Origin of the sequence: Hydrogenophaga taeniospiralis CCUG 15921, from assembly GCF_001592305.1 — a bacterium.
GTDB classification, from domain to species: Bacteria; Pseudomonadota; Gammaproteobacteria; order Burkholderiales; family Burkholderiaceae_C; genus Hydrogenophaga; species Hydrogenophaga taeniospiralis.
The window spans coordinates 293,375-318,663 of sequence record NZ_BCWR01000006.1; the positions used below are offsets into that span (position 1 = coordinate 293,375).

Sequence of the window (25,289 nt, forward strand, 5' to 3'; positions counted from 1 at the left end):
GATTGGCTATACTTGAATACCAAATGTGTACCTGAAACACAGGGAGGTTGCCCGCCATGAACCGTTTGTTTTTTTCCCTGCTGCTGGTTGCTGTCACGGCCAGCGCGCAGACGCCCGAACCGGGCAGCACCGTGCGCATCTGCGACGCATCGGGCTGCTCCGACCGTCCACGCAACTCGTCCAGCTTCCAGGTGGAACCCAGCGACCCCGTCGCCGAGCAGCGTCTGGCCGCCCTCACCGTGCTGGCCGACAAAGACCCACGCGCGGCCTTCGACCTCGGCCTGCGCTATTTCCGCGGCGACGGCGTGGAAAAGAACAGCTACCAGGCCCTGCAGTGGATGCGCAACGCGGGCGAGCGTGGTGTGGTGGGCGCCCAGCTGGCGCTCGGTCGTTTCTATCTGATGGGGCTGGAGGAGATGGGCTCCGACCCCGCAGAGGCCGAAACCTGGTTGACCATGGCCGCGGCCAAGGGCAGCAAGGAGGCCAAAAAGCTGCTCGCGGAAGCCACGGCCGCCAAAAAGGACGAGCAGCGGTATTACCAGTGGCGGGAGGCGCACCGCAAATCCTGGGCCGGCTACTGGTACACCGGCTACACCTACTACTGGCATTGGGGGCCCAGCGGCTGGTACGACCGCTGAAGCCCTGCCCATTCACACACCTCAAGCATCCGTCCATCAAGAAAGAAAGTAGCTTCATATGAGCCATACCTCGACCACTCTCCGCTGGGCCGCTCTGGCCACCTCGCTGGCCCTGGCCGGCTGCGTCACCCCGGGTGGCGGCATCGTGTCCACCGGTGGCAGCCCCACCGCCACCACCGGTTCGGCTGGCGGCAGCACCAGCGTCAACGCCAACAGCGGCCTGGAGCGCTGCGATTCGCCGCTGGGCACGCTGGCCGTGGACGATGGTCGCGGCAAGGAGTGGTACGCCAGCTTCGGCGCCGCCACCCAGGTCACCACCATTGAGCCGCTGATCCGTCTGGCGGTGCAGCAGTCGAACTGCTTCGTGATCACCTCGATCGGCAACAACCGCACCGAGAGCAAGATCTCCGCGATCACCGACAAGCAACGCAACTCGGGCGAATTCCGCGCAGGCTCCAAGCAGCAAAAGGGTCAGCGCGTCGCCGCCGACTACTACCTGGAACCCGCCGTGATCATCGACAACGAGTCCACCGGCCAGCTCGCCGGCACGCTCGGTGGCCTGCTCGGCGGCCGCAACCGCAACCTGGCCGTGCTCGCTGGCGGCCTGGAGAGCAAGGCCTCCGTGGTCACCATGACCCTGCTGGACATCCGCTCGGGTGTGCAGATTGCCATCTCCGAAGGCAATGCCACGGCCACCAACTACGGCGCGGCCCTCGGCGCCTTCGGCCCCAGCGCCGGTGGCACACTCGGTGGCTTCTCACGCACCCCGGCCGGCAAGGCCACCGTGGCCGCGTTCACCGACGCCTACAACAACATGGTGATTTCGCTGCGCAACTACAAGGCACAGGAAGTCAAGGGCGGCCTGGGCCGCGGTGGTCAGCTCAAAGTCGGGAACTGAACCCCCACGCTCCGCCGCTGTGCGAGTCGCTGCCCCCCGAGGGGGCTGATCCGCCTTGGGGCGGCCCGGCGGCGGATCGTCGCCCCCCCTGCGCCGCTTCCCCCCAGGGGGACGATGCCCTTGGGCCGGCGGAGCCGGACCTTCGGCATCTGCTGAGGGGCTTCCCCTCCATCGAACAAGGCCTCCTTCTGGAGGCCTTGTTTTTTGGGTTGTACCTGGAATTGACTTGGGTCTGATGTGTCTCTTGCCCCGATGACTGGAAGCGCAATCGGCGCGCCAGTGTTTTGCCCAGAGGTGCCGACGATCCGGCTCCGCCGGTCAAAGGGCGCCGTCCCCCTTGGGGGAAGCCGCGCAGCGGCGCAGGGGGCTACTTCCTCAGTTTATCGATCAGCCCATTGAGCTCGTCGAGCGAACCGAACTGGATCGCCAGCTCGCCCTGCTCTTCCACCCGGCCGTGGCGCTTGACGCGTTTTTTTACCCGCACCTCCACCTCGGCGGTCAGCAGGTCCGACAGTTCTTCTTCGACGCGTTTGATGTCGCGCGATTTCTCTTTTTTCAGCTTCTGCGGCGCCAGTTCAAACTCGGCGCTGAGTTTCTTCACCAGGCTCTCGGCCTCGCGCACCGACATCTTTTTGGCCGCGATCTGGTTGCCGGCCGTGATCTGGGTGGCCTTGTCCAACGTCAGCAGCGCACGCGCATGGCCCATGTCCAGGTCGCCCGCCATCAGCATGGTCTGCACCGGCTCGGCCAGTTGCAACAGGCGCAGCAGGTTGCTCGCCGCGCTGCGCGAACGGCCCACGGCCTGGGCCGCCTGTTCGTGAGTGAGCCCAAACTCCTTTACCAGACGTTGTAAACCCTGGGCTTCTTCCAACGGGTTGAGGTCTTCACGCTGGATGTTCTCGATCAGCGCCATGGCCGCAGCGGCCTCGTTCGGCACATCGCGCACCAGCACCGGCACGCTGTCCAGCCCCGCGAGCCGGGAGGCGCGGAAGCGCCGCTCGCCCGCGATGATCTCGTACTTGCCAGCGTTCGGGCCATCGACCAGCTTGCGCACCAGGATCGGCTGCATGATGCCCTGGGCCTTGATCGACTCGGCCAGCTCGTACAGCGCGCCCTCGTCCATGCGCGTGCGCGGCTGGTAGACGCCCGCCACGAGCTCGGTCAATGGCAGGCTGGTCGGCGTCTGGTTGCGCTCGTTTTCCTGCGCGTCGGGCGAAGTGGCTTCCGCCACTTTGGGGCCCAGCAGGGCTTCGAGTCCGCGGCCTAGGCCTTTGGGTTTTTTGGTGACCATGGCATTTCCTGAGCGTCAGTGTTTGTTCTGTTGAGCTTGTGCGTGCAAGGAAGGTTGTCGGGCAAACCACCGACGGAACCAGGCACGCTGCAAGAAATAAGCGACACCAACCGCCAGCAGGACCAGCAGCCAGTTGGTTTGGGAGAAATCCGGTTGATCGGTGCGCACCGGCAGTTTGGTGGCTTCCACCAGGAATGCCACCTCCACCACAGACAGCGCCAACAGCCCGGGGCTGCTCCACAGGGGCAGGCGATAGGTCGTTTCAGTCCGCACAGCTGGGCGCCTGCGACGCAGGCGCAACACCACACCACACACGACGCCGGCCAGGATGGCCGCCAGAAAGAGCTTGCCAAAAAACAGGGCGACCGGAATACCGGTCAAAGACAGCACGCCCGCGAAGGCCTCGGCCACGACGGACACGATCCCGAATGTCGTGTCGAAAAATCCCGTGCGCGTCGAATTCACACCTGCGTGCGCCGGTGTCTTGTCGGACCACAGCTTCAAGCGCATGCGCCACCTTCCAACTCGGCCAGCAGCCCTCGTCCTTCAGGCCAAGCCCCCAAACCCGACTCGGCATTGATGTGCCCCCGCTCGCCAAGATCGACCAAGCGGGAGCCCCAACTCTCGGCCAGACCCTGCACGCGCTCGAAGCTGCAATACGGGTCGTTGCGACTGCCCACCAGGATGCTCGGGAACGGCAGGCGCTGACGCACGATGGGTGACCAGCTGGGCAGCACGCCGCGCAGTTCCTCGCGCTCGGCGTCACCGGGGGCGACCAGCAGCGCACTCTGCACCCGTGCAGTGCTGCGCGAGACCTCGGCCCAGGCGGCGGTCAGGATGCAGCCCAGGCTGTGGGCCACCAGCACCACCGGGCCATCGGTGCCCAGGATCACATCTTCCAGCCGCGCGATCCAGTCGCCGCGCCGGGGACGCATCCAGTCGTGCTGGTCCACGCGGCGGTAGCCGTACAAGGCTTCCCAGCGGCTCTGCCAATGGTCTGGCCCGCTGCTTTGCCAGCCGGGCAGGATGAGGACGTTGTCTGGTTTCACGTGAAACAGTCGCCGGTCACAGCGCCCGGATGCGCTCGACCATTTCGGTGGCGAAGGAGACGAAAGCCTGGCTCCCGCGCGCCGCCGGGTCGAACACCACGCCGGGCAGGCCGTAGCTCGGCGCTTCGGCCAGGCGCACGTTGCGCGGGATCACGGTGTCGAACACCTTGTCGCCGAAGTGGGCCTTGAGCTGGTCGCTCACCTGCATCTGCAGGGTGATGCGCGGGTCGAACATGACGCGCAGCAGGCCGATGATCTGCAGGTCGGGGTTGAGGTTGGCGTGCACCTGCTTGATGGTGTTGACCAGATCGGTCAGGCCTTCGAGCGCGAAGTATTCGCACTGCATGGGCACGATCACCCCGTGCGCAGCGCACAGGCCGTTGAGGGTGAGCATGGACAGGCTGGGCGGGCAATCCACCAGCACGAAGTCGTAGTCGGCGTCGACCGCTGCGAGTGCGGCTTTCAGGCGCTTGTCGCGCCGCTCCAGCTCCACCAGTTCCACCTCGGCCCCGGCCAGTTCGCGGTTGGCGCCAAGCACGTGGTAGCCACACTTCTCCGACAGCACAGCCGCCTCCGCCACCGTGGCGGACTCCAGCAGCACGTCGTACACCGTCAGTTCCAGGCTGCGTTTGTCCACGCCCGAGCCCATGGTGGCGTTGCCCTGCGGGTCCAGGTCCACCATGAGCACGCGCTGCCCCACCTTGGCCAGGCCGGCGGCGAGGTTGACGGTGGTGGTGGTCTTGCCGACGCCGCCCTTCTGATTGGCGACACAGAAAATCTTAGCCATGCATGGCCCCCAGGCAGGTCACTTCGGGTACCGCACCACCGCTCAAAGAGGCGCGCGCGGCTTGGGACGACCCGGCACCCCGCACGCCGTGGCGTGCTTTCATGGCGGCAGGGCTCATTTGGTGATGGCCAGCTTGATGCCGAAACCAATCAGGAAAATGCCGGCGAGTTTTTCCAGCGTGCGCGCGATCCGGGGGTTTGCCCGCATGCGTTCGGCCAGATGGTGCGTCAGCAGCACCACGATCAGGCCGTACAGAAAGGTGAGCACGGCGATGGTGGCGGCCATGGCGCCGAAGGTGAGCAGCCCCTGGTGGTTCGCCGGGTCGACAAACAGCGGGAAGAAGGCCATGTAGAACACGATGGCCTTGGGGTTGAGCAGGGTGATGGTGAGCGCCTGCTGGAAGTACTGGCGCGGGCGGATGTTGAGCACGGGTTTGGCGCCGGGCTTGGCGGTGAGCATCCGGAAGCCCAGCCAGGCGAGGTAGGCCGCGCCCAGCCATTGCACGGCGCTGAAGGCCGTGGGGTAGGCCGCGAGCAGGGCCGCCACACCGGCCACCGCCATCCACATCAGCACCTGGTCGCCCGCAATGAGGCCGAAGGTGGCCGCCAGCCCGCCGCGGACGCCGCCCTTGCCGGTGGAGGTGATGAGTGCGAGGTTGCCCGGGCCGGGAATGGCCAGGAACAAAACAATGGCGGCGACAAACGCGCCGTAATCTGCGATGCCGAACATGTGAAAACCCCGGGAGTTGAGGGGCTGAGTTTACGTGACTGCCCTGCTCTTCTTCTGTGTGTCTTTGCTTGCGTTGCGTTTTGCGTTGCGTTTTGCGCTCGCGGCGTGTTCGCAGAGGTGGTTGGTCCGGCTGGGATTGCTCCGGCCCACGCTCGCGGGCAGATGCTTTTGGCGTGCTGCCGGGCTGGCGTCAAGACCTGTTTTGCGCACCCGCTCTGTGGCAACCGCGAATCGGGCCTGCACCCTCCCACCCAAACCAACCACCCCCAGTGACAGAAGGGTCACCCAACAGGCGTCCAAAGGACGCCCACAACCGCCACTCACAGGACGGTAGTGGCCATTCGCGGCCGCCACAATAAGAGGCGTGTCAGCCCGGCGTTGACGAAGCGACGCCAGCGAACAAATCAGTCAGCCCGCGAGCGTGGGCCGGAGAACGCGCATGACGCCACCGGCCTGACGCGAGGTGCAACGAGCGAAACGCGGGGGAAGAGAAGGACTCAGACCGAAGGAGACGGACGAAGCCACACGATGCAACGCTCCGCATCCAGCCCCGGCACCACCAACTGTTCCACGTGAAACACCGCCACCGAAGCCGGCAACGCAGCGATCTCTTCAGAAGGATGTTTGCCCTTCATCGCCATCCACACCGCCCCCGGTTTCAGCGCCGGCGAAGACCAGGCCGTGAAATCCACCAGCGAAGCAAAGGCCCGCGAGCAGACCACATCGAAGCCGGCGCCCTCTTCCGCCCTCAACGATTCCACCCGCGCGTGCACACCCCGCAGGTTCGGCAGTTTCAGGGCAGCGGCCGCCTGCTGGATGAACGCGGCCTTCTTGCCCACCGTGTCCACGCACGTCACGTCGATCTGCGGACAGGTGATGGCGATCACCACCCCCGGCAGCCCGCCACCCGAGCCCACGTCCAGCAACTTCACCGGCTGACCGCCGGTCTGGCGCAGCAGCGGGCCGATGGCGGCCAGGCTGTCCAGCAGGTGGTACGTCATCATCTCGGCAGGGTCGCGCACAGCGGTCAGGTTGTAGACCTTGTTCCACTTCTGCAGCAACGCCAGGTAGTCCAGCAGCAGGCTCACCTGCTCGTCGCTCAGTTGCAAGCCCAGGGCTCGAAGACCGGAAGTCAGCACATCCTGGCTCATGCCTCGGCGCCTTCCACCGTCACAGTGGCAAAACCCTTGAAGCCGCCCTTCTTCAGGTGGATCAGCAGCAGCGAGATGCTGGCCGGCGTGATGCCCGAGATGCGCGAGGCCTGCCCCAAGGTTTCGGGCCGGTGTTTGGCCAGCTTCTGCCGTGCCTCGAACGAGAGCGCCGTCACCTGCAGGTAGTCCAGATCAACCGGCAGTTTCAGACCCTCGTAGTGCGACGCCCGCTCCACCTCATCCTTCTGGCGGTCGATGTAGCCCGAGTATTTGGCGGCAATCTCCACCTGCTCCACCACCGGCTCGTACAGCTCTCCCAGTGTTTCACGTGAAACCACCGGGCGGGCATCGGCGTCGTCGGCCCGGGCGGCCGGGTGGTACTTGCCACCGCCCATGCCCAGCAGATCGGCGTAACCCACGGCCGGGCGACGCAGCAGGTCGAACAGGTTGTGTTCGTGTTCAATCGCCTTGCCCAGCACCCGCTCGCTCTCCGCCGCCGGCAGGTTGCGCGGGTTCACCCAGGTCGATTTCAGGCGCTCGGTTTCCCGCGCCACGGCATCGCGCTTGCGGCTGAAGGCGTCCCAGCGCGCATCGTCCACCAAGCCCATCTGGCGACCGGCTTCGGTCAGGCGCATGTCGGCGTTGTCTTCGCGCAGCTGCAGGCGGAACTCGGCCCGGCTGGTGAACATGCGATAGGGCTCGGTCACGCCCTGGGTCACGAGGTCGTCCACCAGCACACCCAGGTAAGCCTCGTCGCGGCGCGGCAGCCAGGGCGCTTCGCCTTTCACCTGCAGCGCGGCGTTGAGCCCGGCGAACAGACCCTGGGCGGCGGCTTCTTCGTAGCCCGTAGTCCCGTTGATCTGGCCGGCGAAGAACAGGCCCTGGATCTGTTTCGTCTCGAAGCTGTTCTTGAGCGAGCGCGGGTCGAAGTAGTCGTATTCGATGGCGTAGCCCGGGCGCAGGATGTGGGCGTTCTCCAGCCCCGGCATGCTGCGCACCAGCGCGTACTGGATGTCGAACGGCAGGCTGGTGCTGATGCCGTTGGGGTAGACCTCGTGGGTCGTCAGGCCCTCGGGCTCCAGGAAGATCTGGTGGCTGTCCTTGTCGGCGAAGCGGTTGATCTTGTCTTCCACGCTCGGGCAGTAGCGCGGGCCCACGCCCTCGATCTTGCCCGTGAACATGGGGCTGCGGTCGAAGCCACTGCGGATGATCTCGTGTGTGCGCAGGTTGGTGTGGGTGATCCAGCACGGCACCTGCTTCGGGTGAGGTACCGATTGCCCCATGAAGCTGAACACCGGCACCGGCTGGTCGGGGTTCATGCCACCGGGCACGCCGTCGCCCGGTTGTTCCTGGCACTTGGAATAGTCGATGCTGCGGCCGTCGATGCGCGGCGGGGTGCCAGTCTTCAGGCGCGCCTGCGGCAGCTTCAGCTCCTTCAGCCGGGCCGACAAGCTGATGGCGGGCGGATCACCGGCGCGGCCGGCGGCGTAGTTGTTCAGGCCGACGTGGATCTTGCCATCGAGAAAGGTGCCTGCGGTCAGTACCACGGTGCGGCTGCGGAATTTGATGCCCACCTGCGTGACGGCGCCCACCACCCGATCGCCTTCGACCATCAGGTCGTCCACCGCCTGCTGGAACAGCCACAGGTTCGGCTGGTTCTCCAGCATGCGACGGATCGCGGCCTTGTACAAAATGCGGTCGGCCTGGGCGCGGGTGGCGCGCACAGCCGGGCCTTTGCTGCTGTTGAGGATGCGGAACTGGATGCCGCCCTCGTCCGTGGCCAGCGCCATCGCCCCGCCCAGCGCGTCCACCTCTTTCACCAGGTGGCCCTTGCCGATGCCGCCGATGCTGGGGTTGCAGCTCATCTGCCCCAGCGTCTCGATGTTGTGCGTGAGCAGCAGCGTGGCGCAGCCCATGCGCGCGGCGGCGAGCGCGGCCTCGGTGCCGGCGTGGCCACCGCCGACGACGATGACATCAAATTCTTGTGGGTACAACATGGTGAAAGCTCCAGGGCACGGCGGCTGGCGCGCTGCCCGACAATGCGGATGCGGTGTGTTTCACGTGAAACACCCGCCGCCCGGCCGGCGTCTGGCTCGGGCAACCCGCAATTGTCCCATCAATGCCCCTTCGCCGCCCACCCGTGCCCAGCACCACCCCACGCGCAACCGGCGAACCGGCGCTGGCCGCCCTGCCCGGCCTCGGCCCGAAGTCGCAGGCCATGCTGGCAGCGGCCGGCATTCCCGATCTGACCACGCTGCGGCGGCTGGGATCGGTGGCCGCCTACGCCCGGGTGAAGCGCAGCGACCCACGCGCCAGCCTCAACCTGCTCTGGGGGCTCGAAGCGGCGCTCACCGGCCTGCCCTGGCAGACCGTGGCACGCGAGCACCGCACCAGCCTGTTGCTGGCGCTGGACGCGCTGGAAGAATTCGGCGCGCCGAAGACACCACGCCGCTGAGCGCTGAACCGGGCGCCTTTCGCCCAGACCCGCACACCCGCCCGCGGCCAAGCCCGAAAACCCTCTGGCTCCGAGGCGGACACCCCAGCCCCACAATCGGAACATCCACGCGGCCCACCGGGCCGCCCATCGACGGCCCGCACCGCCGCGCGCACCACCAAGACCCACGCATGACCACCGCCACCCCCATCCCCCTCCTCGTTTTCGCCGGCAGCAGCCGCGCCCAGTCCTGGAACCGCAAGCTCGCCAGGGTCGCGGCCGACGCCGCCCGCGCCGCCGGCGCCCAGGTCACCCACCTGGAGCTGGGCGACTTCGATCTGCCGCTCTACAACGGCGACCTGGAAGCGCGCGGCATCCCACGCGACGTGATCCGCCTGAAGGAAATCTTCCACACCCACCCGGCCTGGCTGGTGGTTTCACCCGAGTACAACGGCAGCTACACCGGCCTGCTGAAAAACACCATCGACTGGGTGTCGCGCCCCGTCAAAGACGACCCGCTGTGGGCCAACGGCGGCAAGCCCTTTGCCGGCAAGGTGGTGGGCATGCTCTCGGCCTCGCCCGGCGCACTCGGCGGCCTGCGCAGCCTGAGCCACCTGGCGCCGCTGCTGATGAACCTGCAGTGCTGGGTGTCGCCCAAACAATTCGCGCTGTCCAAGGCTGGCGAAGCGTTTGATGCAGACGGACAACTGATCGCAGAGGCCGCCCGCACCAGCGTGCAAGGCGTGGTGGACCAAGTACTCAACGCCGCCCGCCGCTTTGCAGACTGAGACATCGGAGCGCGACCCACAACGCATGAAGTGACCCTCCCCAGGGCACCGCCGGGCCGGCTTCGCCGGACGGCCAGTGCCGCCCCCTCGGGGGGTCGCGCGCAGCGCGGCGGGGGTGTTCTGTCTAAGGCACTTTTGCGTGCAACAGGATCTGCTCGCCCAGCAGCTCGTAGTTGCCGCCGAAGTGGTGGTCGCCCTTGAGCTGCACCGGCGTCACCAGTTCGGTCGAGGTCGTGGGGCAGATGGTGTCGCGGTCGTCGCTGCCGTAGAGGCAGGTGGTGGTGGCGGCCGACAAGCTGGCCAGCTCGGGTTTGAGCCGCAGACCCAGGTGGTTGCGCACCACCCAGTTGGACAGTTTGAATTCGAACGAAGCCTTCTCGCCCGGCCCGATCAGCACCGTGTGCGCCACCAGGCTGCGGGACGCGCTGGACATGCGGTTCAGCGCGAACGGCAGCACGTCGGCCCCCTGGGAATAGCCGATCAGTACCACCCGGCTCTTCTTCCATTGCACGGCGTAGTGCCGCAACAGCCTGTCGAGGTCGCTGGCCAATCCCTGCGGCGTGCGTTGCTTCCAGAAATAGCGCAGCGAATCCAGCCCGACCACCGGCACGCCGCGAGTGGCCATGACGGCCGCCACCTTCTTGTCCAGGCCAGCCCAGCCGCCATCCCCCGACACCAGCACAGCAAACACGTCGGACGGCACGCTGGACGGCACCTCCACCAGCGGCAGGTCGGCGATGTCGCTGCCCGCGCCCTGCGGCTTGACCACCACCCCCGCCGCGAGCTTGCGGTAGGCGGCCTGGTAGGCCGTCAGCCCGCCCTTGCCGGACAGCACGCCGTGTTCGGTGGCCCCCGCCAGCGGCACCAGCTCGGCCCCGGGCACCTGGGCCACGAAGGCCTGGGCGGCCCCGGCCTCGCACACCTTGTCGTCGCTCCCGTGCAAGGCGATCCAGGGCGCTCGCAGCTTCTCGGCAGGCAACAAAGTGAGGGCACGCTTGTCGGCCTGCTGCCTGAAATGAACGCCCTCGCCTTTGCACAAGGGCTTGGCAAACACCAGCTCGGGGCAGAAACCCGCCGACAAGGCGCCGCCAAACGTGCCTTCGGGCGCCTGAGCGATCAAGGCGTAGGCCAGGCTGGCGCCCGAGCCCTGCCCCACCAGCAGCGGCGGGTAATAAGCCTTCAGACGCGCATAGCCTTGCAGGAAGTGCGACAGGTTCTCGAAATCGCCGTCGGGCAGCGCGCAGTCGCCGCCGTCTTTCTCCAGCAGGGCCAGCAGCTGCGGCGTGTTCACGCCCGCCACCACCGCGCCCTGCTCCACCAGCGGCCTGGCCAGCGCGGCCATGGCGGGCGTCCAGCCCGCTTCACCCGAGAGCAGGATGGCGAACGACTTCACCTCGCCCTTGGGCCGGTAGAGCGACACGTCCTTGAAGCGGCCGTGCGAGATTTTTTCCTGCGCCTGGACCAGACCCGGCGCGGTCAGCGCACAACAAAACGCCAGCAAGGCGGTGGCAAAGGTGTTCATTTGGACATGACCCGTCGGAAGCCGCCGGCGATCAAAGCGGCGATGTCGGTGAGGATGATGAAAGGCGCCAGCCCGCCCGGCGCGGTGAGGTAACGGGGCTCCCAGACCGGATCGAACTTCGCCTTGAAGGCGCGCAGACCCTGGAAGTTGTAGAAGTTCTCGCCGTGGTTGAACAGCAGGCGCGCCAGGCGCTGCCAGTTGGGCGCCAGCGGGTGCTGGGCCATGCCCGCCAGCGGCACCATGCCGAGGTTGAAGCGCTGGAAGCCCTGGGCCTGGAAGTGCAGGATCACCTGGGCAAACAGGAAATCCATCGAACTGCGCGGCGCGTCGGGCAGCTGGCGCATCAGGTCCACGCTGGCCTCGATCTTCTGGTCGGTGCACATCAGGGTGGCAAACGCCACCGCCCGCCCGGCCTGCCGCACCAGCGCCACCGGCTGGCCCAGCACGTAGTCGCGCTGGAACGCGCCGAGCGAAAAAGCCTTCTCGGCCGTGTTGTGGTCGTTCAGCCAGGCGTCTGAAATCGCCTGCAACTCGTCGAACACCGGCGCCGCCGCACCGGGCGCCAGCACCTCGAAACTCAGGCCTTCGCGCTGCGCACGCGCCACGCCGTGGCGCAGATTGGAGCGCTGCTTGCCCTGCAGGCTGAAGCCGGGCAGGTCCACCAGCGCGCACTCGCCCAGCTTGTAGACACGCAGGCCGGCGTCCAGGTAGACCGGCAGCGCCTCGGGGCGCACCTGGTAGAACGCGGCCCGCCCGCCGGACTCGCGGGCCTGCTCGACGAAGCGCCACACCAGCTCGGGCCACTCGCTCGCAGGCCCCACCGGGTCGTACAACGCCACCCAGGAGCGGCCGCGCCGCCCGAACATGACAAACGCGCGCTGCGACTCGGAGACCATCAGACTCTTGTCGCCCATCATCACCAGCCCCGCGCCCGCCACCCCTTGCGCACGCACGATGCGCGCCGCCTGGTCCAGATCGCTGGCGCTGGGCTTGATCAGCGCCGGGTGGGGCCGGCGCAACAGCTGAACCAGGGCGACGATGAGGGCCAGCAACGCCACCGCCACCATGGCCCGCAGCGAGCGCGGCGCGTGGCCATCGAAGGCGAACTGCCACCAGACCTGGTTCACGTAGGCGACGTCGCGGTAGACGAAAAACAGCAGGGCACCGGTGGCCGCCACCACCACGGCCACCGCGGCCAGCCAGCCGCTGGTGAAGGCCTGCGAAAACAGCGCCGCCTTGCGGTTGAACTGCCGGCGCGACAGCGCCAGGCTCGCCGTCAGCACGCTGAGCAACACCGCTTCGGACACCGCGATGCCCTTGGGCAGGCAGAGCACCAGACTCACCAGCGCCAGGATCAGGCCAGCCCACCAGGAGGCGTCGAGCCGCAGAAACATGCCCCGGGCCACGAACAGCAGCGCCAGCCCGATGATGCTGCCCAGAAAGTGCGCCGCTTCGACGATGGGCAGCGGCATCAGCTGCGCGAGCGCGGCGGTTGCGTCTTCGCTGGCCGGCGTCACGCCCGACACCAGCAGCATCACGCCGATCACGAAGGTGAAGGCCGACAGCAGCAGCGGCGACAGACTGGCCGCCGCCCGCACCACCGGCGTGGCGGCACCGCGCTGCAGCTCGGACAGCACCAGCAAGGTCAGCGCCAGCACCAGCGGCAACAGGTGGTAGACAGCGCGGTAGAGCACCAGCGCGCTCACCAGCTGGTGGGCGGGCACCTGGTGGCCCAGGGCCAGCAGCATCACTGCCTCGAACACCCCCAGGCCGCCCGGCACGTGGCTGATCACCCCCAGGGCAATGGCCAGCGCATAGAAGCCCACGAAGGCGGGGAAACCGATCGCTCCCTCAGGCAGCAAGACCCAGAGCGCGGCCGCGGCCGCCACCACGTCCAGGGCCGAGGCCAGCAGCTGCTGGGCCGCGATCGACGCGCTCGGCAGGCGCAGCGACCATCCGGCCAGACGCAGATCGTCACCACCGCCACGACACACCCCGACGAACCCCGCCGCCGCCAGCAGCACCGCCACACCCAGGGCCTTCAGCAGCCCGGCCGACAGCCCCACCATGGCCGCCACCGCACCGGCGCCCCACACCACCGCGGCCGCCCCCACCACCACGATGCCGACGCCAAAACCGACGGCGTTGAACGCGATGGCGCGGGAAATCAGCCCCGCCTCCAGCCCCGCCGCACCATACAGGCGCATGCGCACCGCGCCGCCCGTGAGCACGCCCAGCCCCATGGTGTTGGACAGCGCAAAGGCGATGAAAGAGGTCTCGGCCACCACGCGGTAGGGCAGCCGGGCGCCCGCGTATTGCAGGGCGGAGCGGTCGTACAAGGTCAGCGCCAGAAAGCTCAGCGCCGTGGCCAGCACCGACAGCAGCAAGGTGGCCGGCGGCGTGCCGCGCACCGCCTCGACGATGGCGCCGTAGCTGAGTTCGGCCATCACCTTGTGCGCCGCCTGCACCAGCAGCGCGCCCAGCAGCAGGGCCAGCGCGGCGTACAGCCACAGGCGCCAGCGCGTCAGTCGGGCGAGCAGCGTTTCAGGGGTGGGGATCTTCACGGTGTGGGCCAGGGCATCAAACAAATACAGGGGGTCATCGACACGCCCACCGCGATCTCAAGTCGGCGGCAGAGTGTAGCGCCCGGCCTGCGACGAACCGCTGACAATCGGTGCCATGCCAGCATCCCCCGCGCCCACCCTCGCCTGCCGCCCCGGCTGCGCCGCCTGCTGCATCGCGCCATCCATCAGCAGCCCCATGCCGGGCCTGCCGAACGGCAAACCCGCAGGCATGCCCTGCCCGCACCTGGACGAAGCTTTGCGCTGCCGGCTGTTCGGCCTGCCCGAACGGCCCAAGGTGTGCGGCTCACTGCCGCCGAGCCGGGAGATGTGCGGCGACACACGAGAACACGCCATCCATTTCCTGGAGCGCCTGGAGCAAGCCACAAGCCCATGACAAAGGCCCGCAGAAGCGGGCCTTTGTTGAGGACGTTCCGGAGCACGTGCCCGGACCCAGCACACGCCAAGGATCCGGCTCCGCCGGTCCAAGGGCGTGGTCCCCCCTCCGGGGGGAAGCCGCGAAGCGGCGCAGGGGGGTTACTGTTTAACGGCTTCCACCTGGATCACCAGGCGCACGTTCTTCGGGAAGCCCCAGTCCACGCCGTAGTTCGCGCCGAAGGCGGTGCGGTCGATGGTGGCTTCGAAGTCGCCGCCACAGACTTCGCGCTTGAGCATGGGGCTGTCGTAGCAGTTGAACTGGTTGGCCTTCATCGTCACCGGCTGGGTCTTGCCCAGCAGCGTCAGGTTGCCTTCAACGGAAGCGACCTTGTCGCCGTTGAACACGAACTTGCTCGACACGAACTGGGCCTTGGGGTACTTGGCGACGTCAAAGATGTCCGGGCTCTGCAGGTGCTTGTCGAACATGGCCGTGCCGGAGTTCACCGAGGTCATGTCGATGCTGATGTCCACCATGCCGGTCTTGGCGGCCTTGTCGAAGCTGACCTTGCCTTCTTTCTTGTCGAAGCGGGCGCGGTTCACGCTGGCGCCGAAGTGACCGATCTCGAAGGTGGCAAACGTGTGCGTCGGGTCGATCGCGTACTCGGCGGCCTGGGCGATGCCGGCGGTGGACAGAACGGCCGCAGCGGCCAGCAAGGACAGGGATTTGCGCATGGTTGAACTCCTAGGTTCGGGTTGGTTGAAAAGAACGATCAAAAAATCTCCGGCGCGCGTGTCCAAAACCCAGGATGCCGTGGAACCGGCTTTGCCGGGCCACAGGCATCGTCCCCTGGGGGAAGACGCGCAGCGGCGCAGGGGGGATCACAGCTTGCCCACGCCCGTGAGCGCAATCTTGAACTTCACCTGCACCTCGTCGGCCACCATCGAGGTGTCGGCCCACTCCTGCTCGCCGATGCGGAAGGACAGTCGCTTGATCGGGAAGGCGCCGGTGGCGGTGGTGGTGGCGCCGCTCTGGGCCAGCGTGACGGGCACCACCACGTCGCTGCTCACGCCCTTGATGCTGAGCTTGCCGGCCACTTCGTACTTGGTGGCGTCGATGCGCTTGATGCCGCTGGAGGTGAAGCTGGCCTTGGGAAACGCGGCCACGTTGAACCAGGTCGCCTTGGGCAGCTCGGCGTCGGCCTCGCGGCTGATGCTGGCGCTGCCCGTGTCCACCGTGAAGGCGATCTTGCTGGTCGCGAGCTTGGCCGGGTCGAATGCCACCTGGGCGCTGAAGCGCTTGAACTTGCCCTCGACCGGCACGCCCATCTGGCGGCTCACGAAGGCGATCTCGCTTTGCGCGGGCACCAGTTGCTGCTGGGCCTGGGCGCCCAGGGGCATCAGGCCGCTCAGAGCAAGCCCACAGACCAGGGGGAAGGATGTCGGGCGCAGAGGCATGTCGGGACTTTCAAAAACGGGGCATCAAAAAGAGGATGGCGTGGGCTTTGGACGCTCAGCGACCGCCCCAGCCCATGCGCAGCAGCAGGCCGTCGCGGTCCACGAAGTGGTGCTTGAGCGCGCCGGCCACGTGCAGCAGCACCAAGGCCGCCATCGCATAGGCCGAGAGCCGGTGCAAAGGCTTGAGCACGTCGGCCAGGGCCTCGCTCACGGGCACGAAATCGGGCAACTGCCACAGGCCGAACAGCACGATGGGGAAACCGGCGGCCGAGCTGTAGGCCCAGCCCAGCAGCGGCACGGCGAAAAACAGCAGGTAAAGCCCGCCGTGCGTGGCGTGGTGGGCCCCGCGCTGCCAGGCCGGCATGGCCTGGACAATGGTCGCGGGCAACGCGGGCGGGCGGTGCACCAGGCGCCATATGAGGCGCACTGCGGTGAATGTGAGCACCAACACACCAACCCATTTGTGCCAGCTGTAGAGTTTCAGGCGCTGGGGCGAAAACGGCAGGTCGGCCATGTACAGCCCCAGGGCGAACACCCCGATCAGGGCCAGGCCCAGCACCCAGTGCAGCACACGGGCGACGGGGTGGTAACGGAGGATGGCGGAGTCAGACATGCCGGGAGTGTAGGCACCCGGTCCGGCGCCAAGCGTCAAACCGCTTGAAGCCTGAATTCAAAAAATTCGAACGAACTTCCCTTTCCAGTTCGCATCTTCCGCTGCCACCGCGCTCCTACAATGCGCCATGCCCACCCCGACCCCGCCCGATCTGCTGTCGCTGTACCCGGCGCTGGGAGGGCTGCCCGGCCTGTTGCCCCGGCTGACGGTGATGCAGGTGCCCGCCGGCACCCAGCTGTTTCGCGAGAACGAGGCCTGCCAGGGTTTCCCAATGGTGCTCAGCGGCGAGGTGCGGGTCTCGCGCAGCGCGGCCAACGGGCGAGAACTGGAGCTTTACCGTGTCTCGCCCGGAGAGATGTGCCTGGTGTCGTCGGCCGGCCTGTTCGCGGACCAGCCGCTCACGGCGCGCGGCGTGGCCACCTGCGAAACCCGCCTGGCCCTGCTCTCGCCGGCGGATTTTCGCGCCGCGCTGACCGATGACCACTTCCGCGCCTACGTGCTGGGCCTCTTTGCCGCGCGCATGGCCGACCTCACCGGCCTGATCGAAGCCATCGCCTTCCAGCGGCTCGACAGCCGCCTGGCCAGCGCCCTGCTCGGCCACGGTCAGCAGGTGCGCGCCACCCACCAGGCGCTGGCCGACGAGCTGGGCACGGTGCGGGAGATCGTCACCCGCCTGCTGCACCGCTTCGAGCGCGAAGGTCTGGTCGAGCTCTCGCGCGAGTGCATCACCATCCGCGACAGCGCCGGCCTGCGCGCCGTGGCCGCGTACCAGTCGCGCTGATCCCCCGGCCAGTGCCGGCGCCGCCGCCCTCGCGTGCGCGCCGGGCGGACGGGCTTTGTGACACAGGTCACATACCGCCGCCCGCCCAACCGGTTCAATACGCCCAGCCCCACCGTGGCCAGCGCGCTGCACGGCGCCGCCCCGCGGTGGACCCGGTTCCCTTCTTTCACTGGAGTATTCCCATGAGCAAAAACGAAGGCGGCATCGACCGCATCCTGCGCATCGTCGCAGGCCTGGCCCTGATCGCCGCCGCCGCCACCGGCGCCATCGGCGTCTGGGGCTACATCGGCGTGGTGCCCCTGCTCACCGGCCTGATGGGCTGGTGCCCGGTGTACACGCTGCTGGGCTTGAACACCTGCGGTGTGAAGAAGTAGCTCCCCCCGCGCCGCCTGCGGCGTCACCCCCCTGAGGGGGGCATCACGAGTGGCCCGGCCAAGCCGGTTCCGCCGTGATCTGGCGTGAAGCCACTGCACGCCGGGCTGTCCGACTTGCGACACCCCGCCAGCCCTCTGCGCATGACCATGTCACCCACAGCCGCGCACCTCGACGCGGCCCAGGAGACACGGCATGCTCAACATCCCCTCGCTCAAAGACTCCGTCAACCCCGAAGAGTGGGCCTTGCGCTGCGACCTCGCGGCCTGTTACCGGCTGGTGGCGGCCTATGGCTGGAGCGATCTGGTCTTCACCCACATCAGCGCCAAGCTGCCCGACAGCGTGACCGGTGGTGAGCACCAGTTCCTCATCAACCCCTACGGCCTGATGTTCGACGAGATCACCGCCAGCAGCCTGGTCAAGGTCGACATGGCCTGCAACAAGCTGCTGGACAGCCCGTTCCCGGTCAACCCGGCTGGCTTCGTGATCCACAGCGCGGTGCACGAAGCCCGCCCCGACGTGGGCTGCGTGCTGCACACCCACACGCGTGCCGGCGTGTCGGTGAGCGCGCAAACGGCCGGCATTCTGCCGATCAGCCAGCAAAGCACGTTCGTGCTGGCCTCGCTGGCGTACCACGACTACGAAGGCGTGGCCTTCCGCCCCGACGAGAAGCCACGCCTGCAGGCCGACCTGGGCAGCGCGAACCACCTGGTGTTGCGCAACCACGGCCTGCTCACCGTGGGCCGGACCATCGCCGACGCCTTCCTCTCCATGTACACACTGGAAAACACCTGCCGCATCCAGATCGATGCGCAGGCCGGCGGCGGGGAGCTCTGCCAAGTGGACCCGGCCATCCTGGCCGGCATGGCCGACGTGATGCGCATCGCCACCGCGGGCCAGGGCGCGATGCTCGCGTGGCCGGCGCTGCTGCGCAAGCTGGAGCGGCTCGACCCGGGCTACCGCTGCTGACCGGAGGTGTCGACGAACGCGACCATGCCTTCCAGCACGGTGCGCAGCCTCACCAGTTCACGCGAATGGTTCAGCCGGGTGGACCAGGCCGCGATGCGTGACACACGCTGCAACCGTGGCAGCAGGTGGGCCAGGAAGGCTTGCAGGCTGGAGTGGCCGCGCTCGGCCGGATGCGCCGCTTCGTGCGCCTCGCGGTAGGCGTTGAGCACCGCCAGCACCGCCTGGGGCCCCAGCGGCTCCAGGAAACGGGCCAGCGACATCACCAGCTGCAGCGCGTCGTAGCGCTGCACCATCTCCAGCGACAGGCCGGGAAACAGGCGTTCCTCGAAGTCGATCCGGGCAAAACGCTGCCCGTCCCAGGTCAGGTTGCGGGCCTGCGCGCCGCCGTGCCACTGGCCGCGCGCGTGAAACACCGCCAGATCGGCGCTGGCCGCGCACATCAGGGGCAGGCGCTCGGCCTCGGGCAGGCGGTGCAGCAGGTGTTCCAGCGTCGTGCCCACGTCGCCCGTCACCAGCGATTCGCCGTCGAAAGCCACCACCGGAGGCACCTGCTCACCGGCCGCCGCCAGCGCCAGCAGGCGCTCATGCTCGTAGGCCAGCAGCGCCGCGCCGTCGGTCTGGCGCACCGCGCTCCAGGGCACGGGCACACCCACGAAATGCGCGAACAGGTAGGCCCCGAGCGATTGGCCCAGGCCACGCAAGGGCCGCCGTGCGGTCTTGGTCCAGGTTTTGAGGGGGGGAGAAGTGTTCAAGACCCGCGATTATCCTGAAATCGCTCCACCGGGCGGCATCTGACCCAGGCAGGGTCAACCGGCGTTGGCGTAGCGCCGCAGCTCCCAGCCGCTCACCTGCTGCGCAAAAGCGTCCCACTCGGCGCGCTTGAGGCGCAGGAACTGGTCACAGAACGCCACGCCCACCGCCTCGCGCAACACCGCATCGGCCTGCAGCGCGGCGAGTGCATCGTGCAGGTCGCGCGGCAGCCTGGGCGGCATCGTCGCGCCGCTGGCCTGGCGCTGGTACAGGTCGTCGTCGCAGGGCGGCGCGGCGGGCAAGGCGCTGTCGATACCGTCCAGCCCCGCCGCCAGCGTGGCCGCGAGTGCGGCGTACACATTGCACGAGGGGTCGGGCAGGCGCCATTCGATGCGCCCGGCCACGGTGCGCACGAGGCAGGTGCGGTTGTTGTCGCCCACGGTCTTCCACACCGGCGACCAGGTGGTGCCCGATGCGCTCTCGCTGCTGGCCAGGCGCTTGTAGCTGTTCACCGTGGGCGCGCAGAGCGCGGCCAGCGCGTCGGCGTGGTCGATCAGGCCAGCGGCGAACCGGTGGCCGGCCGTGCTCAGGCCCAGGGTGCCGGCCGGGTCGGCCATCACGGCCTTGCCCTGCGCGTCCGTGAGGCTGACGTGGAAATGCAGGCCGCTGCCCGGCGCGCCCGCCAGCGGCTTGGGCATGGTGGAAAACGTGCAGCCGTGCCGCGCCGCCACGGCGTGCGCCGTGAGCTTGAAGAGCTGGTAGCGGTCGGCCGCGGCCAGGGCCTCGTCGTGCCGGTAATTGATCTCGTACTGGCCGACGGCGTCTTCGTGGTCCATCTGCTGCAGTTCAAAACCCAGCGCCGTGAGGTGGCGGCGCATGTCGTCCAGAAAGCCGAAATTGCGGTGGATCGCCTTCAGGTCGTAGGACGGTTTGTCCTGCCGGTCGTCCGCATCGGCCACGCCCCAGCGGCCCTGCGGATCCTGTTTCAACAGGAAGAACTCGGGCTCGATGCCGACGTGAAAGGTCCAGCCGCGCTCGCGCAGGCGGTTCAGCTGGTGCTTGAGCAACTGGCGCGAGCAGGTGTCCAGCGGCTCACCGCCGGCAAAACCGTCGCACACCGCGTGCGCCACGCCGGGCATGAAGGGCAGCAGGCGCAGGCTTTCGGGCACCACACGCCCGTGGTACTCGCTGCGCGCGCCCCTGCGCGGCAGGCCCGTACCCCAGATGCTGGGTCCCGCGAAGCCCGCGCCGGTGGCCACCGCGTCGGGCAGCGCCTCCAGCGGCACCAGCTTGCCCTTCGGGCTGCCGTGCAGGTCGGTGAAGGTGGCCATCACCGAGTGGATGCCCTGCTCGCGCAGGCTGTTGATGCGTTGATCGAGGCTGGGCTGACCCATGCGGATTCCAGACACAAAAAAGCCGGGGCTTGCCCGGCGGAAGTGGAGGTGGCTCAGGCCAGCGTTTCGGCCATGGCGGCATCGAGAACGCCCAGGGCTTCGGCGAACACGCTGTCTTCGATGGTGAGCGGGAACAGGTAGCGGATCACGTTGCCGTAGACGCCGCAGGTCAGCAGCAGCAGGCCACGTTTCAGGGCCGCGGCTTGCACCTGCTTCGTGGTGTCGGCGTCGGGCGCGCCGGCCGCGTCCACGAACTCGCAGGCCACCATCGCGCCCAGGCCGCGCACCTCGCCGATGCGTGGGTATTTCGCTTTCGCTGCACGCAGGTGCGCCACCAGCTGGTCGCCCAGCCGCTGCGCGCGCTCGGGCAGCTTTTCTTCGGCCATCACGTCCAGCACCGCGTGCGACGCCGCAATCGCCAGCGGATTGCCCGCGTAGGTGCCGCCCAGGCCACCGGGCGCCGGGCCGTCCATGATGGCGGCTTTGCCGCTCACGGCCGACAGCGTGGTGCCGCCTGCCATGCTCTTGGCCATCGTCATGAGGTCGGGCGACACGCCGTAGTGCTCCATCGCAAACATCCTGCCGGTGCGCGCAAAACCGGTCTGCACCTCGTCGGCGATCAGAAGGATGCCGTGCTGGTCGCACAGCGCGCGCAGCCACAACACGGCATCCTTCTGGATCGGGTTGAAACCGCCCTCGCCCTGCACCGGTTCAAACACGATGGCCGCCACGCGCGACGGTTCGATGTCGCACTTGAACACGTGGTCCATGGCGCGCTTCGTCTCGTCCAGCGAGGCGCCTTCCGCAGGGAAAGGCACGTGGTAGATCTCGGGCGGGAAGGGGCCGAAGCCGGCCTTGTAGGGCTGGACCTTGCCGGTGAGCGAGACGGCGAACAGGCTGCGGCCGTGGAAGGCACCGCCAAAGGCGATCACGCCGCTGCGGCCGGTCGAAGACCGCGCGATCTTGATGGCGTTCTCGATCGCCTCGGCACCGGTGGAGAAGAAAGCCGTCTTGGCCTTGCCTTCGATGGGAACGATGGCGTTGATGCGCTCGGCCAGCGACACGTACTCGGCGTAGGGAACGACCTGGTAACAGCTGTGCGTGAAGCGCTGCAGCTGCGCCGCGATGGCGGCCTGCACCTTGGGGTGCACATGGCCGGTGTTGAGCACCGCGATGCCGCCCGCGAAATCGATGAAGCGGCGCCCCTCGATGTCCCAGAGCTCGGCGTTCTTCGCGTGGTCGATGAAGAAGTCGCCCATCACGCCCACGCCACGCGGCGTGGCATCGAGCCGGCGCTGGTGCCAGGCGGCGTTGGTGTGGTCAGTTTTCAGGTCATTCATGGCGTTCATGGGTGTCTCCTTCGAAGGAAAAAAGTGTCCGGTGCGAAGTGTCTTGTCCAAGGGCACCGCGGAACGGGCTTTGCCCGGCCGCCAGTGCCGCCACCCTCTGGGGGGTGACGCGAAGCGGCGCGGGGGGGGCCCAGTTACACGGGGCTATCGATCCGTATCCACGTGGTCTTCGTCTCGGTGTATTTATCGAAAGCGTGCAGCGACTTGTCGCGCCCCACCCCGCTCTGCTTGAAGCCGCCGAACGGCACGGTGATGTCGTCTTCGTCGTACTGGTTCACGTGCACCGTGCCGGCGCGCAGCGCGCGGGCCACGCCGTGCGCCTTGTTGATGTCGCGCGTCCACACGCCGGCCTGCAGGCCGTACACGCTGTTGTTCGCGGCGCGCACCACGTCGGCGGCGTCGGTGAAGCTCTGCACGGCCAGCACCGGGCCGAAGATCTCTTCGCGCGCGATCGTCATCTGCGGCGTCACGCCGTCGAAGATGGTGGGCTGCACATAACAACCGCCCGCCACCGGCGAAGCCAGCGCGCCCCCCGCGATCAGCTGCGCGCCCTCGCTCTGGCCGAGGCCGATGTAGCGCATCACGTTGTCCAGCTGCATCTGATCGACGATGGCGCCCATCACCGTGCCCTTGTCCAGCGGGTTGCCCGGCTGGTACTGCGGCACCAGCTTCAAAGCCTTTTCCAGGAACGCGTCCTTGATCGAAGCCTCGACGAACAGGCGCGAAGGCGCGTTGCAGCTCTCGCCCTGGTTGAAGAAGATGCTGCCCACGGCGGCTTCCACCGCACGGTCCAGGTCGGGGCAGTCGGCGAACACGATGTTGGGCGACTTGCCGCCGAGCTCGGTCCAGGCGCGTTTCAGGTTGCTCTGCCCGGCCATCACGTGGATCTGCTTGCCCACGCGCGTGCTGCCGGTGAAGGCGATGCAGTCCACGTCCATGTGCAGCGCCAGCGGCGAGCCGGCCTCGGTGCCGAAACCCGGCACCACGTTGAACACGCCCGGCGGGATGCCGGCGGCCAGCGCCAGCTCGGCCAGGCGTAGCGCGGTCAGCGGGCTTTTCTCCGACGGCTTCAACACCACCGAGTTGCCTGCGGCCAGGGCCGGCGCGATCTTCCAGGCCGCCATGATCATGGGGTAGTTCCAGGGCACGATGATGCCCACCACGCCCACCGGCTCGCGCGTGATCAGCGCCAGCGCGTTAGCGCCCGTCGGCGCGATCTCGTCGTACACCTTGTCCACCGCCTCGCCGTACCAGCGGATGCAGTTGGCCGCGCTGTTCACGTCCACGGCGCGCGCGTATTTCACCGGCTTGCCCATGTCCAGCGTCTCGGTCAGCGCCAGCTCGTCGGCGTGCGCCAGCAGCTGGTCAGCGAACTTGATCATCACACGCTTGCGCTGCGCGGGGGCCATGCCGCTCCAGCGACGGTCCTCGAACGCGGCGCGGCCCGCGGCCACCGCGGCGTCGATGTCGGCCTGACCGCCGCGCGCCACCTGCGTGAGCACGCGGCCGTCCACCGGCGAGATGCAATCAAAAGTCTGGCCGTCGCGCGCGGCCACGCGTTCGCCGTTGATGACGGCGCGGCCGTCGAAGCTGGGCTGGCTGGTATCGGTCATGGGAAAGCGTCCACTGCAGAAAAGTGGACCCATGCTACGCCGTTATTGCCACCGTTGCAGCATCCACTTCCGGTCCACATCGACCATCCACTGGGCCGCACACGGCGGCCGCAGGCCCAGGTCATCTGACACAATGCCAGCGGCCCCGGTGCTTCAAGATCTCTCGAAGACGCTGGTCGTTTTCGGGCTGTGGGGCATCCCCACGGCGACGATGCTTTCCTGGACACACGGCGCGCGATCCCGACCTGCGCCGCTGGCGCAGGACAGATAGCGCCAGACCTGCTGGTTGAAGCACCGGGGCCACCCTCTACGCCCGCTGTCCCTCCACCGATGCCCCCCGCACACCACCGCCGCTGGCTGGCCACCGGGCTGGCCCATGCCTTTCTGGCCGACCACGAGCAGCCGGGCGCCCGCACACCCGAGGCCTTGCTGGCGCGCGCCAAGGTGTGCCTGGGCTGCGAGGGCGCGGCCCCCGGGTGGCTGGCATCGCTGGCGCAAGCCGTCGCCATCCGCTGGGCACGGCAGGGGCTGATCGACACGGTCGACAGCCTCGCGCAGATGCTGCTGCAGCGCCCCGAATGGGCGCTCGACAAACAGGCCTTCGACGAAGGCGACGAGGAACCCAGCGACGACAGCGCCAACCGCCCCGAACCCGTGCCGGTGGGGCAATGGGCCGTGCGCCACTGGCTGCTGCGGCCAGCGCGCATGGCCGCGCCGCCCTGGGGCCTGCAGCACATCGACACACCGGACCTGCCCACCGCGGCCGACTGGGTCCAGTGGCTGGGCATCGAGCCCGACCGGCTGCTCTGGCTCACGCACCCGTCTCAGCACTGGCGCGAGGGCAGCGAGCGCCCGCACGCGACCGTGGCCCACCACTACCACCACCGCCTGCTGCCCAAACGCAGCGGCGGGCTGCGACTGATCGAAGCGCCCAAGTCCGAGCTCAAGCAGGTGCAGCGCCTGCTGCTCGACCGCCTGCTGGCCCAGCTGCCCACCCACGAAGCGGCCCACGGTTTCGTGCGCGGACGGGGCGTGCACACACATGCGCAGGTCCACGCGGCACAGCCCTGCGTGATCTCGTTCGATCTGCGCGACTTCTTCCCCAGCATCGGCGCGGCACGCATCCGCGCCTTCTGGCGCAGCTGGGGCTACCCCGAGGCCGCGGCCCGGATGCTGACGCAGCTGTGCACCACCCGCACACCCGTGGCGGTGCGGGAACGCCTGCGCGAAGCCCAGGCGCTGGACTTCAACGCCGCCAAACGGCTCGCCACGCCCCACCTGCCACAGGGCGCGCCCACCTCGCCGGCGCTGGCCAATCTGTGCGCCTTTGGCCTGGACCTGCGGCTGGAGGGCCTGGCCCACCGCTTTGGCGCGCGCTACTCGCGCTATGCCGACGACCTCGTGTTCTCCGGCCCGGCGCCGCTGGCCCAGCGCTTTCGCCAGCTCCACGCCTGGGTCGGCGCCATCGCCGCCGACGAGGGCTTTGCCCTGCACCCCGGCAAGCTGCGCCGCGCCTTGTCTCATCAGCAGCAGCGCATCACCGGGCTGGTGGTCAACGCGCAGCCCAACATCGCGCGCGCCGACTACGACTTGCTGCGCGCCGAGCTGCACCATGCGGTCCGGTCGGCCTCGGTGGACGCCCAGCAACGGGCCCATCTGCAAGGCCGCGTGGCCTGGGCTTGCCAGGCGCTGGCCCCCTCCCGGGTCGCCAAGCTGCAGGCGCTGCTGGCCCGGATTGCCTGATAGCCCCCGCGCTCCGCCGCTGCG

General features: G+C 68.1%; 25 protein-coding genes. 9 read left to right on the top strand and 16 right to left on the bottom strand.

Going from position 1 to position 25,289, the window contains the following annotated elements:
• Positions 1 to 56: 56 nt before the first annotated feature.
• Both HTA01S_RS10370 and HTA01S_RS10375 read left to right on the top strand, forming a co-directional pair.
• Entirely contained in the window at positions 57 to 638 is a 582-nt protein-coding gene (locus HTA01S_RS10370; RefSeq protein ID WP_068170442.1) for a tetratricopeptide repeat protein, read from the top strand.
• Positions 639 to 696: 58 nt separating this feature from the next.
• On the top strand, positions 697 to 1,536 hold the full coding sequence (locus HTA01S_RS10375; protein WP_068170444.1) for a hypothetical protein: 840 nt from the start codon (positions 697 to 699) through the stop codon (positions 1,534 to 1,536).
• A gap of 367 nt (positions 1,537 to 1,903) precedes the next feature.
• On the opposite strand, the gene HTA01S_RS10380 is transcribed toward HTA01S_RS10375, so the two are convergent.
• The 7 genes from HTA01S_RS10380 to mnmG all read right to left on the bottom strand — a co-directional run bounded on the left by HTA01S_RS10380 (position 1,904) and on the right by mnmG (position 8,540).
• A complete protein-coding gene (locus HTA01S_RS10380; RefSeq protein WP_068170447.1) occupies positions 1,904 to 2,827 on the bottom strand; it encodes a ParB/RepB/Spo0J family partition protein in 924 nt (307 codons plus the stop codon).
• A 15-nt stretch (positions 2,828 to 2,842) separates the two neighbouring features.
• Complete coding sequence (locus HTA01S_RS10385) at positions 2,843 to 3,337, bottom strand: hypothetical protein (RefSeq protein WP_068170450.1); 495 nt, start codon at positions 3,335 to 3,337, stop codon at positions 2,843 to 2,845.
• The gene (locus tag HTA01S_RS10390; RefSeq protein ID WP_068170452.1) at positions 3,328 to 3,876 is read right to left on the bottom strand and encodes an RBBP9/YdeN family alpha/beta hydrolase; all 549 of its coding nucleotides are present in this window, start codon (positions 3,874 to 3,876) and stop codon (positions 3,328 to 3,330) included. The genes HTA01S_RS10385 and HTA01S_RS10390 overlap by 10 nt, the downstream gene beginning before the upstream one ends.
• A gap of 16 nt (positions 3,877 to 3,892) precedes the next feature.
• Complete coding sequence (locus HTA01S_RS10395) at positions 3,893 to 4,663, bottom strand: ParA family protein (RefSeq protein WP_068170455.1); 771 nt, start codon at positions 4,661 to 4,663, stop codon at positions 3,893 to 3,895.
• A gap of 114 nt (positions 4,664 to 4,777) precedes the next feature.
• Complete coding sequence (locus HTA01S_RS10400) at positions 4,778 to 5,392, bottom strand: LysE family translocator (RefSeq protein WP_068170456.1); 615 nt, start codon at positions 5,390 to 5,392, stop codon at positions 4,778 to 4,780.
• Between the two features lie 497 nt (positions 5,393 to 5,889).
• Entirely contained in the window at positions 5,890 to 6,543 is a 654-nt protein-coding gene (gene rsmG / locus HTA01S_RS10405; protein WP_068170459.1) for a 16S rRNA (guanine(527)-N(7))-methyltransferase RsmG, read from the bottom strand.
• Positions 6,540 to 8,540, bottom strand: coding sequence for a tRNA uridine-5-carboxymethylaminomethyl(34) synthesis enzyme MnmG (mnmG, locus tag HTA01S_RS10410; protein WP_068170461.1), 2,001 nt, complete (start codon positions 8,538 to 8,540; stop codon positions 6,540 to 6,542). Before mnmG ends, rsmG begins: the two co-directional genes overlap by 4 nt.
• Positions 8,541 to 8,662: 122 nt before the next feature.
• Here mnmG and HTA01S_RS10415 point away from each other — a divergent pair, with 122 nt between their 5' ends.
• Positions 8,663 to 8,998 carry a TfoX/Sxy family protein gene (locus HTA01S_RS10415; protein ID WP_068170465.1) on the top strand — a complete coding sequence of 112 codons (336 nt, stop codon included), beginning with the start codon at positions 8,663 to 8,665 and terminating at the stop codon, positions 8,996 to 8,998.
• Positions 8,999 to 9,168: 170 nt separating this feature from the next.
• On the top strand, positions 9,169 to 9,765 hold the full coding sequence (locus tag HTA01S_RS10420; protein ID WP_084236010.1) for an NADPH-dependent FMN reductase: 597 nt from the start codon (positions 9,169 to 9,171) through the stop codon (positions 9,763 to 9,765).
• Between the two features lie 124 nt (positions 9,766 to 9,889).
• Here the strand turns inward: HTA01S_RS10420 and HTA01S_RS10425 are convergent, their stop codons facing one another.
• On the bottom strand, positions 9,890 to 11,287 hold the full coding sequence (locus tag HTA01S_RS10425) for an AcvB/VirJ family lysyl-phosphatidylglycerol hydrolase (RefSeq protein WP_068170468.1): 1,398 nt from the start codon (positions 11,285 to 11,287) through the stop codon (positions 9,890 to 9,892).
• On the bottom strand, positions 11,284 to 13,875 hold the full coding sequence (gene mprF / locus HTA01S_RS10430; protein WP_218017333.1) for a bifunctional lysylphosphatidylglycerol flippase/synthetase MprF: 2,592 nt from the start codon (positions 13,873 to 13,875) through the stop codon (positions 11,284 to 11,286). Before mprF ends, HTA01S_RS10425 begins: the two co-directional genes overlap by 4 nt.
• Positions 13,876 to 13,966: 91 nt before the next feature.
• Between mprF and HTA01S_RS10435 the strand changes: the two genes are divergently transcribed.
• On the top strand, positions 13,967 to 14,245 hold the full coding sequence (locus HTA01S_RS10435) for a YkgJ family cysteine cluster protein (protein ID WP_068170471.1): 279 nt from the start codon (positions 13,967 to 13,969) through the stop codon (positions 14,243 to 14,245).
• A gap of 140 nt (positions 14,246 to 14,385) precedes the next feature.
• On the opposite strand, the gene HTA01S_RS10440 is transcribed toward HTA01S_RS10435, so the two are convergent.
• The 3 genes from HTA01S_RS10440 to HTA01S_RS10450 form a co-directional block, all read right to left on the bottom strand.
• On the bottom strand, positions 14,386 to 14,958 hold the full coding sequence (locus HTA01S_RS10440) for a YceI family protein (protein WP_068170474.1): 573 nt from the start codon (positions 14,956 to 14,958) through the stop codon (positions 14,386 to 14,388).
• 147 nt (positions 14,959 to 15,105) lie between these two features.
• Entirely contained in the window at positions 15,106 to 15,681 is a 576-nt protein-coding gene (locus tag HTA01S_RS10445; RefSeq protein WP_068170476.1) for a YceI family protein, read from the bottom strand.
• Positions 15,682 to 15,736: 55 nt separating this feature from the next.
• On the bottom strand, positions 15,737 to 16,294 hold the full coding sequence (locus HTA01S_RS10450) for a cytochrome b (protein ID WP_068170478.1): 558 nt from the start codon (positions 16,292 to 16,294) through the stop codon (positions 15,737 to 15,739).
• A gap of 127 nt (positions 16,295 to 16,421) precedes the next feature.
• Here HTA01S_RS10450 and HTA01S_RS10455 point away from each other — a divergent pair, with 127 nt between their 5' ends.
• From HTA01S_RS10455 to HTA01S_RS10465, 3 genes are all read left to right on the top strand, one after another.
• Positions 16,422 to 17,075: a Crp/Fnr family transcriptional regulator gene (locus HTA01S_RS10455; protein WP_068170480.1), complete on the top strand. Its 654-nt coding sequence runs from the start codon at positions 16,422 to 16,424 to the stop codon at positions 17,073 to 17,075.
• Between the two features lie 182 nt (positions 17,076 to 17,257).
• Positions 17,258 to 17,449 carry a YgaP family membrane protein gene (locus tag HTA01S_RS10460; RefSeq protein ID WP_068170482.1) on the top strand — a complete coding sequence of 64 codons (192 nt, stop codon included), beginning with the start codon at positions 17,258 to 17,260 and terminating at the stop codon, positions 17,447 to 17,449.
• Positions 17,450 to 17,642: 193 nt separating this feature from the next.
• Positions 17,643 to 18,416, top strand: coding sequence for a class II aldolase/adducin family protein (locus tag HTA01S_RS10465; protein ID WP_068170484.1), 774 nt, complete (start codon positions 17,643 to 17,645; stop codon positions 18,414 to 18,416).
• Here the strand turns inward: HTA01S_RS10465 and HTA01S_RS10470 are convergent.
• From HTA01S_RS10470 to HTA01S_RS10485, 4 genes are all read right to left on the bottom strand, one after another.
• Complete coding sequence (locus HTA01S_RS10470) at positions 18,404 to 19,168, bottom strand: BUD32 family EKC/KEOPS complex subunit (protein ID WP_157572053.1); 765 nt, start codon at positions 19,166 to 19,168, stop codon at positions 18,404 to 18,406. The two genes, HTA01S_RS10465 and HTA01S_RS10470, sit on opposite strands and share 13 nt — an antisense overlap.
• A 54-nt stretch (positions 19,169 to 19,222) precedes the next feature.
• Positions 19,223 to 20,560 (bottom strand): type III glutamate--ammonia ligase, encoded by a 1,338-nt coding sequence (locus HTA01S_RS10475; RefSeq protein ID WP_068170490.1) that lies wholly within the window; start codon positions 20,558 to 20,560, stop codon positions 19,223 to 19,225.
• A gap of 53 nt (positions 20,561 to 20,613) precedes the next feature.
• Complete coding sequence (gene gabT, locus HTA01S_RS10480; RefSeq protein WP_084236011.1) at positions 20,614 to 21,909, bottom strand: 4-aminobutyrate--2-oxoglutarate transaminase; 1,296 nt, start codon at positions 21,907 to 21,909, stop codon at positions 20,614 to 20,616.
• Between the two features lie 134 nt (positions 21,910 to 22,043).
• Positions 22,044 to 23,522: an aldehyde dehydrogenase gene (locus HTA01S_RS10485; protein ID WP_068170492.1), complete on the bottom strand. Its 1,479-nt coding sequence runs from the start codon at positions 23,520 to 23,522 to the stop codon at positions 22,044 to 22,046.
• Positions 23,523 to 23,852: 330 nt separating this feature from the next.
• Between HTA01S_RS10485 and HTA01S_RS10490 the strand changes: the two genes are divergently transcribed.
• Positions 23,853 to 25,265, top strand: coding sequence for a reverse transcriptase family protein (locus tag HTA01S_RS10490; RefSeq protein WP_068170495.1), 1,413 nt, complete (start codon positions 23,853 to 23,855; stop codon positions 25,263 to 25,265).
• The last annotated feature ends 24 nt before the right edge of the window (positions 25,266 to 25,289 follow it).

What these genes read in the sequence shown, in the direction of transcription:
- HTA01S_RS10445 (WP_068170476.1), bottom strand. Translation starts at nt 15,681, where the DNA reads ATGCCTCTGCGCCCGACATCCTTCCCCCTGGTCTGTGGGCTTGCTCTG.
- HTA01S_RS10395 (WP_068170455.1), bottom strand. Translation starts at nt 4,663, where the DNA reads ATGGCTAAGATTTTCTGTGTCGCCAATCAGAAGGGCGGCGTCGGCAAG.
- HTA01S_RS10465 (WP_068170484.1), top strand. Translation starts at nt 17,643, where the DNA reads ATGCTCAACATCCCCTCGCTCAAAGACTCCGTCAACCCCGAAGAGTGG.
- HTA01S_RS10425 (WP_068170468.1), bottom strand. Translation starts at nt 11,287, where the DNA reads ATGAACACCTTTGCCACCGCCTTGCTGGCGTTTTGTTGTGCGCTGACC.
- HTA01S_RS10415 (WP_068170465.1), top strand. Translation starts at nt 8,663, where the DNA reads ATGCCCCTTCGCCGCCCACCCGTGCCCAGCACCACCCCACGCGCAACC.
- HTA01S_RS10435 (WP_068170471.1), top strand. Translation starts at nt 13,967, where the DNA reads ATGCCAGCATCCCCCGCGCCCACCCTCGCCTGCCGCCCCGGCTGCGCC.
- HTA01S_RS10370 (WP_068170442.1), top strand. Translation starts at nt 57, where the DNA reads ATGAACCGTTTGTTTTTTTCCCTGCTGCTGGTTGCTGTCACGGCCAGC.
- rsmG (WP_068170459.1), bottom strand. Translation starts at nt 6,543, where the DNA reads ATGAGCCAGGATGTGCTGACTTCCGGTCTTCGAGCCCTGGGCTTGCAA.
- HTA01S_RS10420 (WP_084236010.1), top strand. Translation starts at nt 9,169, where the DNA reads ATGACCACCGCCACCCCCATCCCCCTCCTCGTTTTCGCCGGCAGCAGC.
- gabT (WP_084236011.1), bottom strand. Translation starts at nt 21,909, where the DNA reads ATGAACGCCATGAATGACCTGAAAACTGACCACACCAACGCCGCCTGG.
- mnmG (WP_068170461.1), bottom strand. Translation starts at nt 8,540, where the DNA reads ATGTTGTACCCACAAGAATTTGATGTCATCGTCGTCGGCGGTGGCCAC.
- HTA01S_RS10440 (WP_068170474.1), bottom strand. Translation starts at nt 14,958, where the DNA reads ATGCGCAAATCCCTGTCCTTGCTGGCCGCTGCGGCCGTTCTGTCCACC.
- HTA01S_RS10385 (WP_068170450.1), bottom strand. Translation starts at nt 3,337, where the DNA reads ATGCGCTTGAAGCTGTGGTCCGACAAGACACCGGCGCACGCAGGTGTG.
- HTA01S_RS10400 (WP_068170456.1), bottom strand. Translation starts at nt 5,392, where the DNA reads ATGTTCGGCATCGCAGATTACGGCGCGTTTGTCGCCGCCATTGTTTTG.
- HTA01S_RS10375 (WP_068170444.1), top strand. Translation starts at nt 697, where the DNA reads ATGAGCCATACCTCGACCACTCTCCGCTGGGCCGCTCTGGCCACCTCG.
- HTA01S_RS10380 (WP_068170447.1), bottom strand. Translation starts at nt 2,827, where the DNA reads ATGGTCACCAAAAAACCCAAAGGCCTAGGCCGCGGACTCGAAGCCCTG.
- HTA01S_RS10475 (WP_068170490.1), bottom strand. Translation starts at nt 20,560, where the DNA reads ATGGGTCAGCCCAGCCTCGATCAACGCATCAACAGCCTGCGCGAGCAG.
- HTA01S_RS10455 (WP_068170480.1), top strand. Translation starts at nt 16,422, where the DNA reads ATGCCCACCCCGACCCCGCCCGATCTGCTGTCGCTGTACCCGGCGCTG.
- HTA01S_RS10450 (WP_068170478.1), bottom strand. Translation starts at nt 16,294, where the DNA reads ATGTCTGACTCCGCCATCCTCCGTTACCACCCCGTCGCCCGTGTGCTG.
- HTA01S_RS10490 (WP_068170495.1), top strand. Translation starts at nt 23,853, where the DNA reads ATGCCCCCCGCACACCACCGCCGCTGGCTGGCCACCGGGCTGGCCCAT.
- HTA01S_RS10460 (WP_068170482.1), top strand. Translation starts at nt 17,258, where the DNA reads ATGAGCAAAAACGAAGGCGGCATCGACCGCATCCTGCGCATCGTCGCA.
- HTA01S_RS10485 (WP_068170492.1), bottom strand. Translation starts at nt 23,522, where the DNA reads ATGACCGATACCAGCCAGCCCAGCTTCGACGGCCGCGCCGTCATCAAC.